Below are 13671 nucleotides of genomic sequence, written 5' to 3'. Positions count from 1 at the left end.
AGCACACGAAGTGTGATAATAAACGTTCTCGTAGGCCGGAACGGAAGTCGGCTCAGTCGTCGGTCAATTCCGGACTGTCCCAGTACTCGTGGGTGTCGTCCTCACGGAAGCAGGCGACCCGCTGTTCGCCGTGTTCGTAGGCCGTCGGATTGGCCCGGGTACAGGCTTCGCGTGCTTTCGGGCAGCGGGTGTGGAACCGGCAGCCGCTCGGCGGGTTGATCGGGTCCGGGATGTCTATTTTCCGCATCGGCATCTCGCCGTGATCGTCAAGCGAGAGGTCCGGTGTGGCCCATCGAAGAACCTCGGTATACGGATGTTGGGGCTCGTTGATGACCTGCTCTGCGGGCCCTATCTCGGCGAGCTGACCGAGATACATCACGCCGATTTTCCCGTTACCGTGTGAGGAGAAGTACCTGGCGTTCGAAAGGTCGTGAGAGATGAACACGAACGAGGTGTCGAACTCCGCTTGCAAGTCAAGCATCATGTCCATCATCTCGACTCGAAGAGACACGTCCAGCGCGCTGATGGCTTCGTCAGCGAGGATCACGTCCGGGTTCATCAGAAGCGCCCGACAGAGCGCGACCCGCTGTTTCTCGCCGCCCGATAGCTGGTGTGGATATCGGTCTGCGAAGTCCGCAGCGGGATTCATCCCCACGCGTTCGAGCAGCGAGTAGATACGGCTTCGCTTCTCGCTCTTGCTGAGATCGGGATTCACCTGTCGGAGCGGTTCCGAGAGGATCGACAGTAATCGTCGGTTCGGGTTGAGCGCACTGCCGGGGTCCTGGTGGATGATCTGGAGCGACGTTCGGATATCCGACCACTCGAGATCTGCGTCGCTGTTCCCTTCTCGAATCTCCCAGATGTCGTGCCCGCGGTACTTGACCGAACCGTGTGTCGGACGCTGGAGACCAATGGCGGTCTTCCCGAGCGTTGTCTTCCCACAGCCACTCTCACCGACCAGTGACAGGACGTCGTTCTCCTCTACGTCCACGGAGACGCCGTCGACTGCTCGGACCGTTTCGGGGTCGTTCCCGAAGTCCAAGAGCCGCTCGTTCTCGAAGTGCACCTCCACGTTTTCCAGCGAGATGACGGGCTCACTCATTGTCGATCACCTTCTGGGATCGCCCGTTCGCCATCGTCAAGATGCACGAGTTCAATCTCGTCGTAGGATTCGCGCCAGTTGAAACACGCCGAACCGTGGTCTCCCGCAACGATGTGGAAATCTGGCACTTCGGTACGGCACTGGTCTTCCGCCAGCGGACACCGGGGATGGTACGCACAGCCGTCTGGCATATTGATCGGTGCTGGACTCTGTCCCTCGATCGGGCGCATCTCTTCGAGTGGTGCATCAAGGTTGGGTGTCGAGTTAAGCAATGCACGCGTGTACGGGTGAGCAGCGTGATTGATGATTTCCTCAGTCTGTCCGATCTCTATGAGGCGGAAGGCGTACATGATCGCCATCCGATCAGCGAGTGCAGCGACGAGTGGGAGGTCGTGCGTGATGAACAGCATCGTGAGGTCGTACTTCTCCTTGAGGTCGTCGAGGAGAAGCAGGATGGACCGCTGCATCAGAAGGTCCAGTGCCGCCGTCGGCTCGTCCATCACGAGGACTTCGGGTTCCAACACCAGGCTCAGCGCAATCAGCGCCCGTTGTTGCATTCCGCCACTGAGTTCGTGGGGATACGACGAGAGCACCCGGTCGGGTTCGAGATAGAGATCCTCGAGCAGTTCGTGAGCTCGGTCCATCCCCGCCTCCACGTCTTCGTCGTGTGCTTCCAGCGTCTCGACGAAGTGCTTCCGGAGACTCATCGTCGGATTGAACGAACTCATCGCACCCTGGAAGACCATCGATATCTCCTCCCACCGTAGCGCGCGGAGGTCCTCGGTGTCGAGTTCGAGGATGTCAGTGGCGGCTCCGCTGTCGGGATGGTACTCGATCGTTCCACTGAGGAGGCCCGGATCCGGGACGGCATCGAGCAATGCCGAAGCCAGCATCGATTTCCCAGATCCGCTCTCTCCGACCACGCCGAGTATCTCTCCGCGACCGAGGTCGAGCGAGACGCCGTCAAGGACGTACGAGGTCCCCTCGTCGTACGTGACCGACGCGTCCCTGACTTCGATAATCGGATCGTCAACTGCGATGTGCTCCGTGTGCTGGTCGTGTGACTGCGTCATCAGTTCATCACCTCCGTTGGCGCGGCTGTGTCGGTATCGTCGTCAGATTCGGACTTCGACTCTCCCGCCATCCGAGTCCGGACGCGCGGATTAAACACCCGATCCATTCCCTGTGCCAGCAAGATGAACGCCAGAGCGATGAACATGATGAACGCCATCGGAACGAGCAGTTGGTAGAACGTTCCGCCACCGCTGAGTGCACCGGCCTGCTTGTAGGCGTTGTTGAGTTGAATTCCCCAGTTGGAGACGGAAGTGGGTAACACTCCGAGGTAGTACAGCCCGACCGCGGCGAAGATGACGTATCGAGCGGCGTTGGCGAAGTTGACCAGCACGTACGGCATGATGTTCGGGATGATATCTTTCACGATGATACGCGTCGTTCCGGTCCCCATCGTGCGGGAGGCTTCGACGTACGAGTGCTCCCGGATCGCCAGGACCTGAGACCTGATGGAGCGAGCGAGCCCCGCCCAGTAGTTGATCGTTATTATCACTCCGATGACCGCAGGGTTCTCTGGCGAGAGAATAATGGCGACGACCATGATGAGCGGCAGTCCGGGGATTGACATGGCGATGTCAGAGAACGTGGTCAAGAGACGATCAGTAGCACCGCCCTTGTAGCCGGCGACGGTGCCGATGAGGACCGCAAATCCGGTCGCGAACACGCCGCCGGCGAGGACCATAATAAGCATTGCCGGCGTGGCGTGGATGGCCATCGCGAGCACGTCCTCGCCCGATCCGGTGGTTCCGAGGGGTGCGACGAAGAACTGTTCGAAGGGCTGGAGGCTCCGCGGGTCCTGGTTCGTGGCCGGAGCCTCGTAGAGCCAGACACCCACGGTCCCGATCAGGACGTACGCGAACAGAATGATCGACCCGATTCGGGTTCGGCGGTCGTCCCACGCGACGAGTCCGGGCTTGTAGACAAACTCCTCGTAGATGTCGCGGAGCCGTTCGCTGGTCGTCACCTCAACGTCGGAGCTCGTCGTTCCGAATTCGAACTCGTTGCTCGTCGTCGAATCTGATTCAGTATGCTTCACTTTGACCACCCGATTGAACGCGCGGGTCGATTAGCCCGTAAGTCAGGTCCGCGATATACACCGAGACGACCAGCGTCGTCGTGATGATGAGAAAGACGCCCATCATCAGCGCGTAGTCTCGGTTGATTAGCGCTTGATACATGTAGTATCCGATACCGGGATACGTGAACACTTGTTCGAGGATAACCGAGCCCCCGATATTGAATCCGATGAGCGTCAGGAACCCGGTGTACATCGGAAGGATCGCGTTCCGACCGACGTAGCGTACGGCGATCCGCCGGTCCGAGAGCCCTCGAAGACGGGCAACACGGACGAAATCTTCACCGAGTACCTGGATACTGTTCCCACGCATGGCGAGCGCTTGCAACCCTGCTTGGGTCAGCACGACTGACGCGATGGGGAGTGCAGCGTGGTAGATCGCGTTCGAGAGGAACTGTACTGTGAATCCGGGTTCCACGCCGGGACTCATCCGGTACCGAGCCGGGAACAGACCGAACTGATAGGACAGAACGACGACGAACCCGATGGCGAGGACGTAGAACGGAATCGACGAGAGCAGGATCGACGCACTACTGGCAGCAGTGTCGAATGCCGTGCCTTCGTGATAGGCCATCAAAGCACCAAGAAGGATCGCGATCACGAACAGGAGGATCGTAGCCGTGACCATGACGAACACGGTCCACGGAAGTGCGTCGACGATGAGCGCCGACACCGGCTCCTGATAGTAGAACGACTGTCCCATGTTCCCGGACAGCAGCGACGTGACGTATTCGTAGTACTCGACGTACACTGGAGTGGGATCTTGTTTGTATGTCTGTACGATCGCGTCGATACGGGACGGGTCAACACCCTGTCGTATCAACCGAGCCCGAAGCATCTCAATCGGGCCGCCCGGGATGAGCCGGATCATCCCGAACGTGAGCGTCATCACCAACCAGATGGTGAGGATGGCTCGACCCGTCCGTTTGACGAAGTAACTGTTCATAGCGTTGGGTTCTATAACCTATTAAATAATTGTTTTGGTTCTGTAACCGTGTAACCCGCTGAGTAGATCGCGACGCGAGTTCAACCGGAGTACTTCAGCTCACCCTGTCGGGGAAGCCACGTGCAGGCCCACCGGACCTGCGAGACCACCGCGTTCTGCTCCGGGACGTCCCACTGGTCCGTCGTCAAGAACGTCTGCTCCTGTTTCTCCATAACCGGGATCATCGGCAGGTCGACGTTCGTGACCCACGCCTGCTCGACGATGATATCCCGAGTCTTCTGTTCGTCGACTGTCTCGGAGAGCGTGGTGAGCCGCTCGTTTGGATTCGTCGTCATCGAACCAGAACCGGTACGAGAGGGAACGGTTACGTCAGACTGGGTCCCACCGCGCGACGACGCGGCCGGGCCATAGTTGTAAGTGAATCCACGGAAGTTCTCGATCAACTGGTGTTGAAGCGAGAAGTACGGGAACGCGGCACGGCCGCCACCCGGGAGCCACCCTCCTGCAGAGAGGACGAAATCACTGTTGGGCCACGCGGTTCCGAGTAGCGAACTGAAGTTCCGTGAGTCCACGGAGGCGTCGAATCCGAACTCGTTGAACTGATCGACGATCGTCTGGGTCGCCGTAATCCAGTCGCTCCACCCGGAGGGAACAGTGACGGGCAACTTGACCGCGGTACCGTCACTGTCGACCCATGTCCCGTTCTGCTTGGAGTAGCCCGCCTCTCGGAGTATCTGTGCCGCTTTCTCAGTCTGCATGGACTCCGGACCGTAATCTTCAAAGTCGCTATAGGCGTCCTCAAGCCACCGCTTCTGATCGTCAGACGGGATTCCGACAGGAATGGGTGGCACTTTTTTCAGCGTGTGACCGACGTTCTGGACGATAGTTTTTCGATCGAGGACATGTGCGATCGCCTGTCTGACTGCCCGGTCACCCGCGTGTTCGTGGTTGTGGTTCGGGACGAGGCCGTATCCCCACTTCGAAGGGACTGTCTCCATCTGCACTGCGTCGGAGAAGCTCTCGACCACATTCGGCGGTGCGAAGACGCTAAAGACGGAGTCGACATTCATCGCACCGATCGCTTGGTGGACTGCCGTGTTGCCGTCGAGATACCGGAACGAGTAGTTCTGGAAATTGATGTTCTCTGAATCGGGATGGTCATCCCGTCGACTCAAGAGGAGCTGCTGATTGGCCTGTTCTTCGAGCGTAAACGGCCCGCTCGCGACCACATCGGTATACTTGAACGAGCGCAGTTGCTTTGCGGCCGCTTCCTCGTCGCCGTCGAATTTGTCGACGTACTTCTGGAAAATTTCCTGCTTCTGGGTCATGAACCGCTGACCCAGGACGTTGAACTCGATGATTCGTGGGTTGACTTGCGTACTCAGATTGAGGACGACCGTCTGTTCGTCTTCGGTGATGATGTCGTCAGTGTACCGAGCGATGGCACCCCCGGACAGCATCGAGAGGCGTAGTTGCGTCGCGACGTCAGCGGCGGTGACACTATCGCCGTCTTCCCAGGTCACGCCCTCGCGAAGTGTCAGCACGAATCGGTTCTGGTCGTTCTGCAGTTCCCAGTCCTGAATCAGATACGGAACGAACCCCCCGCGCGAAAAATTGAAATTCGCGAACCGATCGAAGAGGAGGTATTGAGAGATCTGCGCGTAGCTGGTCGGATTGCTCGGGTTGTACTGGATCTGTGTTGGCACCTGGTTCGTGTATCCGACATGGGTAACGTCAGCGACCTGATCCCCGGAGCCGGACGTGCCATTCGCTCCATCGCTTCCGTCGCTACCGCTGCTGCTCCCGCCACATCCGGCGAGAGCGGCCACGCCAGTTCCCCCCACGAGTGAGACGAACTTTCGTCGGTCAAGTTTGTCACTATATTCCGCGCTTTTATTTTCGGACATTGCTCATCAAGACGGTTACGCTGATGACATATAAAACTATGGAAATTATTGTTTATCGACATTGGGTGAGGACCACTCAGCGAACACTACAGAGCCCTGAACACGGCCCACAGAGAGCACAGGTCAGGCAAGTGGTGAGGACAGTTGTCCGGACGGGGACGGACGGGAAGTCCCATGACCACGTTGGTGTGACTGACGTCCCTTCTGACGGTGGCACGAAGGGGAGCTTCGACTGACGAAACGTCGCACGACAGACCGATCGAAAGCGGCCGTCAGTGCGAGCAGATATCGATGACACAGCATAGCCTTGCTGTTGTATTCCCCGTCAGTCCTGACATTGGAAGAGTTCTATTTAAACATTTCTATACGACTCATGCAAACATACCACTTAGTACGTCGCCCGGAGGTGTCTAATCGAGAGCGCCTGCTTGAGTTCATCTCCAGTGATGGTCTCGTTCGAATCGAAGGTTATCCGCCGCTCCTCCCCGGCAGGGAGGTGGAAATAGTTGTCAGAGAAGTTCCCGTCCGTACCTGGTAGCGTGAGCTGTACAAAGAGCGCCATACAGTCTGCGCTAATCGTGAGCGTTGTGCCATCGACGGTGATATCAAAGGACGGCTGGCAGAGATCGAGGTGTTTGTATGGTTCGAAGAAATCGTAACTGGGATACGATTCAACAGGGCTCTCGAGATCGGCACACAGGTACGCCTCGGCGTATCGTTCGCCGATCACGGTCTCAGGGTCAACCGTCACGACTCGCGTACTCTCCTGTGGGTCAATGGAAACAGATACCTGCTCAGTCTCGATGACTTCGCCGGTAAGTGACTCCCAGCGCACATTCAACGTTCCCTCTATCGACTCGGTCTCATCGCTTACAATCCAGATTTCGAGTCCCTCGTCCGTCTCCGTCGTCGTGACGAGCGCAGGGGCGAATATACGCCGAGCAACGTACTGTAACACCTTCCAATCGCCGCCATATTCGATCGACGACCACGACGCACACGGCCAGAGATCGTTGAGTTGCCAGTACAGTGCTCCCATGCAGTAGGGCTTAAGCCGTCGCCAATGTTCGATCGCAGTTTGCATCGCCATTCCCTGCTGGACCTGGCTGAGATAGACGAAGTTCTCGAAGTCGAACGGGACCCGAAAGTGGTCGGCCATTCGGCTAAGGATTCTCGCATTTCCGCCTTCATTCCGCTGGTGATGCTCCATGAGAGGCGCGGTCGGATTAAGTTGGTCAGCCGGGATAACAGAACGAAGCAGTTCTACGGAAGGAAACGACTGATACCCGAACTCCGAAACGAATCGCGGTTCGGTCTCTTCGTACTCCGAGAAGGGTGCGCCTTTATGCCAGACGTCCCAGTAGTGGATGTCTCCAACATCCGTACGATATGGTTCGGGCTCCTCATCACCCGACGAGGGCGATCCTGGCCAGTATGTCCGACTCGGGTCTTCAGCCTCGACGACAGTCGCAATCCGGTCCAGGAACAGTTGTTCAAACCCGTCAGCCAGTTCCTCGTGATGGTCGTGTTCAGCGAACCAGTTTTTGACACCTTCTTCCACTTCGTTGTTCCCACACCAAAGTGCGATTGACGGGTGATTCCCAAGCCGCCGGATCTGGTCCCTCACTTCGTTCTCTACAGAGTCTAAGAACCGTTCGTCGGAAGGATACAGTGCACACGCGAACATGAAATCCTGCCAGACCAACAGACCGAGTTCGTCACAGACCTCATAGAACCGCTCGTACTCGTAATATCCGCCCCCCCACACGCGAATCATGTTCATATTCGCGTCGACAGCCGAACCGAGGAGGTCCTCGAATCGTTCGTCCGTCACGCGGCCATAGAGTGCGTCCGTCGGTATCCAATTCGCACCCTTCGCGTAGACCGGTGTCCCGTTCACCTCAAACCGGAATCCCTCGCCATCGTCTGACTCGTTCAGTGGTTCACGAACGACCGACATCTCACGGAATCCGATTCGGTCTGTTTCTACGTGCGTGGTTTCGTCGGTCTCTACCGCAACCTCGAGGTCGTACAGCGGTTGGTCGCCGTAGCCATTCGGCCACCAGAGGTCGGGATCTTCGACCGTAGCCGTCACTTCGTACTCTTCTTCTCCGCTGGTAATTGCAATGGACTCCGCTACTTCTGTCCCCGCAATCGAGACCGAAAGAGTCCCATCGGTCGTAGCTGTCGACTCGATACCCACCGAGACGCCGAGAGCAACAGCCTGATCAAAATGCTCCTGCTTCGTCCGTGTGTGAGTGATTCGAGGGCCCGAAAAGCCGACCAGACGGATGTCTCGATAAATCCCGACAGTCGGGAGACACGGCCCCCAGTCCCACCCATAGTGGCACTGTGCCTTTCGAATGTGGCTACGTGCGGGCTGGTCGACGGGGTATCGGAGTGCGGGTACGTCGTAATCGTAGGCATCCGCTCGGTTGATCCCGTACTTAACCGGAGAGTCGAAGCGTACCTCTATCGTGTTCTCACCCTCTTGAAGTTCTCCGGTGACATCGAATTCGTAGACACGATGCATATTTTCTGTTTCTCCGACGACTTCCCCGTTCACGCGCACGGTCGTAACGGTGTCGAGCCCATCGCAGTGCAGCTGAATCCGGTCGTGAGATAGCAGCGCCTGATCAACATCGAACGTCCGTCGGTACGTCCAATCGGATTTCCCAACCCACTGGATGTCGAGTTCGTTATCCTCATCGTACGGGTCGGGAATCGCTTCGTTTTCTAGAAGATCGGTGTAGATCCCACCGGGGACCGTGCCCGTGTTCCAAGGTTCCTCTTCAGAGCGGCGAAACCGCCACTGTCCCGTCAGTGACTGGACTTGCATACCTCTGCACTGTATGTAGTCCTTTATAATAGTACCGGTGAACAGCACGGAAGTGACGGTCGACAGTGCGTTTGAGATGAGGAAACCCCTATAAATCGTGCCTGCAGTTGTTCATTATTCGCTGAGGTCTCGCACAACGAACCCCATTCAGGACCAGTAAGGAAGCGGAGTGCGATTCACGAGCGCGGATCTTCGGAAAACTGTTTCATTATAGGAAACCCAGTTTCGGCTTAGCCACCCCACTTCTCGAAAAAGTGTGATCTCCGCCACGGTACTAACGTGTGTACTCGTGTTATCTACAGTGCTATCGCCGAGCTTGAGCGCAAAGAGCTACAGCTGATATCAAAACATATCTTCCCACCGGGAATACGTCGTATTGATTTCCACGACACCGACAATGTTCTGCAGGAGATCGGGTATCTCAGAGCGAAATCGCTCATCGGACACCCGATCCACCGGTGCAGAGACACTCAACGCCCCGAGTAGCGTATCGTCACTCGAGACGATCGATGAAGCGACACATCTGATCCCGTCGTATCGTTCTTCGTCGTCGAAGGCAATCCCCCGAGATCGAATCGCCTCTAACTGATCGCGTAGTTCCTCGGGGTCCGTGATCGTATTCTGCGTGTACGCGTGCATCGTTTTCTCGCCGAGATACGTCGAAACCTCTTCATCAGGGAGTTCTGCAAGGAATGCTTTCCCGGCTGCCGTACAGTACAGTTCCTCGATGCTACCGACGTGCGTCGGGGTATCTTCGATCGCGTTTCCGGACGACTGGTACAAGGTGATACCATACCCATCTCGCTCGACGATGAGACGAGCTTTCTCCCCAGTCTCTCGTGCAAGCTTGTCAACATCGCTTTTCCCAAGGTGATACAACTGCTCCTGTTCGCGAACTTTCCCGCCCAGCGTCAGAAATCTGAGACCGAGTTGGTACTTTCCATCGGATCGTTCCAAGTACCCGTGTTCCTCCAACGTAGCGAGGTAGTGGTGTACCGTGCTCTTTGAGCGACCGAACTCGTCCGCGATTTCAGTAACACCCGCGATCTCTTTTTCGCGGATGACCTCAAGAATTTCAAGAGCGGTCTCCACCGACTGGATGGTTTTACGTTCTCTCTTTCCTGAGGAGTTTGTCATACTCACTACCATGGTGTGTGGCTATTTAGTTTTTGCATCTCCTCCCCGCGTCGTGTTTACCTATGGAAATTCTGCTACCTGAACAAACCACCGTTGACGACATAGTATTTTGGACCGCCAAGCTGATTGAACGAGAAAGCAAGAAAATCGGTGGACTGCAAGCTGGTACTATTCTTCATCAACGGCAGGCTGGAGACATCGTGTGCGGTAGCTGTAGCTGGTGCGGCCTGCAACTCGGCCACTGACCGCCGCCGGACCGGCGGCGGTCAGGCACTCACACCTGGGGGATCATACACCTCCTCTCGGTTGAGCATGTGGAAGATCGACACCAGCAACTTGCGAGCAGTTGCGACAATTGCTTTCTGTGACCCTTTCTTTCCCGCTAATCGATCGTAGAACCGTTTCAGATACGCGTCTTTACACGTATGAACGGCTGTCCGTGCACACTGGACGAGGATCCAACGTAACTGCCGTGAGCCACGTTTCGAGATGCCACCCTCGATCCGCGAGTCGCCTGACTTGCGGATCACCGGGTTCAATCCAGCGTAACTCACGACTTCTTTGTCCCGGTCAAACCGTTCTATTTCGCCGACTTCACCGTAGATCATCAGTGCTGAATAGTAGCTCACACCGGGAATCGTCATCAGTAGCTGGGTCTCCTCAAGAGACCCAGCGCGCTCTTCAATCGTTTCTTCGAGACTCTCGATCTCTTCAGTGAGTGTCTCGATCTCTTCAGTGAGTGTCTCGATCACTTCGAGATATGACTCTAGCAACGAGTCCCATGGCGTCGGGAGCGAGAGATCCCGAAGGGACTCTCGCCCCGACACACTCAGCGGCTTGATTTCCTGCGTGATTCCGTGTTCGGACAACAACCCGTGGATCTTGTTGGCGTAGTCGGTACGATTCTCTACCAACTTCTGTCGCCCGCGCACGAGTGCGCGGGCTTCCCTAATCTCGTCGGTCGGGACGTAACTCTCCGGCACTGAATTCAACCGGCCCATCCGCGCCAACTCCTTTGCGTCGACGCGATCAGTCTTCTTGTCTGCGTTTGCGATCAGCGAGAGTTTGCCAGGGTGAGCAACAGTCACATCCAAATGCTCCGACAGCATATCGTGGATGTGGTAGTAATTGGTGGTCGCTTCGATGACGGCCTCGGCACCAGCGTACCGCTGGGCGAGGTCGTCGAGGTTCGCGTTCGCGACGCGAACCTCTTCGACGATCTCACCGGCCTCGTCGATTACTGCCACCTGTGCGTCTCGCTTGTGAACGTCAATTCCAAGATACATTGATTCTCACTCCGGGACGTCAGTGCGTGGAACAGAGATTCACCTATTCGGGCTTTCCCGGATGCCGCGTGGCGCGGCATCCGGGCTGTCACGCCCAAGCCTCGGCTTCCTACGCACTTGGACCAGTCAGTTAAACGTGCTCGCTGGCACGAAACACGAATCGGTCTCTTGCGTCCCATATCTTGTTCCACGTTCTCATGGGATAGCAGAATTTCCATCGAGTCAGTTAAGCGTGAAAAGCGAGGCGGGAGAATTTCTTGCTGGTCTATGGCAGAAATTGCCCGCCTCAGCGGTAGTAGCGACTGGATAGATTTGGGTTTTGTGAAGCGCGAGCGGACACCCGAGCGCGCGATGAAGCTCGGTATTCAGATGCACGTGGCTGGACTGTCACTTTCGAATACAATCTCTGTTCTTGATAATTTGGGTGTCCAGCGGTCTCGCAAAGCAGTCCACGATTGGGTGCAGAAAGCCGATCTACAGCCAGTCAGCGGTAAAAATCCGAATCAGATTGCGGTTGGCGAAACGGTGATTCGAATCAACGACCAGCAGTTCTGGCTGTACGCCGCTGCAAATCCACAGACAAACGAAATTCTCCATTTGCGGTTGTTTTCGACCACTACAACCGCTCTTACCGAGATATTTCTCAAAGAACTGCAACAAAAACATGATGTCGAAACCGCCGTTTTTTCTCGTCGATGGCGCAAAACACCTCCGAGCGGCACTGCAACGAGCCGGGCTCCGATTTCAGACAGAACGTCACGGAAATCGAAATGCTGTCGAACATATATTCAGAGAAGTAAAACGCCGTACCTCTTCATTTTCAAACTGTTTCAGTCACGTCGAACCGAAGACAGCTGAAAATTGGCCCCAGAGTTTCGCTCGCTGGCACAATGCTCCAAACTAAACACTACCCTCCTCCCTGACCGCTCGCATCGTAGAGTCGGTCGATCACTTGCTGCACCTGTAATGCTTGCTCGACATTGTTCTGTGCAGGCCGCTCTCCAGAACGAACCGCCGAGAGGAACGTCTCGAGTTCCTCTCGATACGGGTTATTGAGCGGTGCAATGACCTCAGAGTTTACGAAGTGGTCGCTTCCGCCCGAGCGTGCCTCGTAGAGTTCCAACTCGTTACGAACGTCGACTACTGGGTCGACCTCCTCAAGCGAATTTGTGATATCAAGATACGCGCCGGCCTCTGTTCCACGGATCTTATATGAGTGTGTCGCAGTATCGTTCGCTGCCCACGCAACTTCGATACTGGCCGTCAGCCCGTTTTCGAACGAACAGAAAGCCGTTACAGAGTCTTCAACATCATACATCCGGGCCTCGTCGTCTTCACCCCACATGTGGAGGTACGAATAGTCGTCGTGTTGGCCGAAATCCGACCGAGCCACTGCCATAACCTTCTCCAGGGTAGGTCGCCCAGCGAGGAACAGCAACATATCCACGAGGTGAGCACCGATATCTATCAAGGCACCACCGCCTGCGATTTCTCGAGAGGTGAACCACGTTCCCCGTCCAGGGACACCACGCCGACGAATGTATTTGGCATTGATATGCGTGACCTCACCGAGATAATCCTGCTCAATATACGATCGAGTCACCTGACAGATATTGCGGTAACGGTGATGATACCCAACGAGACAGATGTTCCCTGTCGTTTTTGCAGTATTGGCAATCCTCTCGGCCGAGGCCACGTCGTGAGCTAACGGCTTTTCAAGCATCACGTCGAGACCGTTTTTCAGGGCATCAACAGTTGCACCTTCGTGAAATTTGTTCGGTGTCGAGATTATTACTGCATCAATACCGCTATTGTACAATTCAGAGGGGGTTTCGTACGTCTCTCCATCGAATTTTTGTTCGAATTCAAAGCGGTTCTCAGGATTCGCATCGACACCACGTACCTGATGGCCCATCTCTTGTAACATCGTAACGTGGTTCTTCCCGTGGGATCCAAGCCCTACAATACCAATATTCAGTTGATTGTTAACCATTGATAAGTGATATCGAGGCTCTTTTCTTAATAATGATGCTTCGGTGGTCGGGTACAGTTTCGATATCTACTGCGCGGAAAATTGCATACCTATAGAAATACGCTCTTGCGTAGGAGATTGTTGATACTGCTAAGCGGTAGCTATGGAGTCGAAGAGGACAAGGGCACCGCGCCAGCGGTGCCCGACACGAATGATTCCGCTAGATGTGTTTGGGTCGGAATCGGTCGCAGCGGACCTGCTGGAACAGGTTCGCTGGCGTGACGGTGTTACCTGTCCTCGCTGCCGTTCTGACCGGACGGTCAGAAACGGCAGCTA

The 13671-nt window shown here is 56.0% G+C and carries 10 protein-coding genes and 1 pseudogene; 2 read left to right on the top strand and 9 right to left on the bottom strand.

Features of this window, described 5'->3' with window-relative positions:
• Positions 1 to 52: 52 nt before the first annotated feature.
• The 8 genes from Harman_RS19485 to Harman_RS19450 form a co-directional block, all read right to left on the bottom strand.
• A complete protein-coding gene (locus Harman_RS19485) occupies positions 53 to 1102 on the bottom strand; it encodes an ABC transporter ATP-binding protein (protein WP_137685361.1) in 1050 nt (349 codons plus the stop codon).
• Positions 1099 to 2175: an ABC transporter ATP-binding protein gene (locus tag Harman_RS19480; RefSeq protein WP_137685360.1), complete on the bottom strand. Its 1077-nt coding sequence runs from the start codon at positions 2173 to 2175 to the stop codon at positions 1099 to 1101. Before Harman_RS19480 ends, Harman_RS19485 begins: the two co-directional genes overlap by 4 nt.
• Positions 2175 to 3209, bottom strand: a complete 1035-nt coding sequence (locus Harman_RS19475; RefSeq protein WP_137685359.1) for an ABC transporter permease — start codon at positions 3207 to 3209, stop codon at positions 2175 to 2177. Before Harman_RS19475 ends, Harman_RS19480 begins: the two co-directional genes overlap by 1 nt.
• A complete protein-coding gene (locus Harman_RS19470) occupies positions 3196 to 4194 on the bottom strand; it encodes an ABC transporter permease (protein ID WP_137685358.1) in 999 nt (332 codons plus the stop codon). The genes Harman_RS19475 and Harman_RS19470 overlap by 14 nt, the downstream gene beginning before the upstream one ends.
• Before the next feature lie 80 nt (positions 4195 to 4274).
• Positions 4275 to 6023 (bottom strand): ABC transporter substrate-binding protein, encoded by a 1749-nt coding sequence (locus Harman_RS19465; protein ID WP_235007275.1) that lies wholly within the window; start codon positions 6021 to 6023, stop codon positions 4275 to 4277.
• Positions 6024 to 6489: 466 nt separating this feature from the next.
• On the bottom strand, positions 6490 to 8940 hold the full coding sequence (locus tag Harman_RS19460) for a beta-mannosidase (protein WP_137685356.1): 2451 nt from the start codon (positions 8938 to 8940) through the stop codon (positions 6490 to 6492).
• A 342-nt stretch (positions 8941 to 9282) separates the two neighbouring features.
• Positions 9283 to 10077, bottom strand: a complete 795-nt coding sequence (locus Harman_RS19455) for an IclR family transcriptional regulator (RefSeq protein ID WP_137685355.1) — start codon at positions 10075 to 10077, stop codon at positions 9283 to 9285.
• Between the two features lie 266 nt (positions 10078 to 10343).
• Entirely contained in the window at positions 10344 to 11363 is a 1020-nt protein-coding gene (locus tag Harman_RS19450) for an IS110 family transposase (protein ID WP_137685354.1), read from the bottom strand.
• A 267-nt stretch (positions 11364 to 11630) separates the two neighbouring features.
• On the opposite strand from Harman_RS19450, the pseudogene Harman_RS19445 reads away from it, so the two are divergent.
• Positions 11631 to 12267 (top strand): annotated as a pseudogene (locus Harman_RS19445) (IS6 family transposase).
• A gap of 3 nt (positions 12268 to 12270) precedes the next feature.
• Here the strand turns inward: Harman_RS19445 and Harman_RS19440 are convergent.
• Positions 12271 to 13356, bottom strand: a complete 1086-nt coding sequence (locus tag Harman_RS19440) for a Gfo/Idh/MocA family protein (protein ID WP_137685353.1) — start codon at positions 13354 to 13356, stop codon at positions 12271 to 12273.
• A gap of 190 nt (positions 13357 to 13546) precedes the next feature.
• Here Harman_RS19440 and Harman_RS19435 point away from each other — a divergent pair.
• Positions 13547 to 13671: transposase (locus Harman_RS19435; protein ID WP_137685352.1), on the top strand; the 125-nt coding region annotated here is incomplete at its 3' end.

The organism is Haloarcula mannanilytica (genome assembly GCF_005406125.1).
GTDB classification, from domain to species: domain Archaea; phylum Halobacteriota; class Halobacteria; order Halobacteriales; family Haloarculaceae; genus Haloarcula; species Haloarcula mannanilytica.
This window is presented reverse-complemented; position numbering and strand designations above follow the sequence as displayed.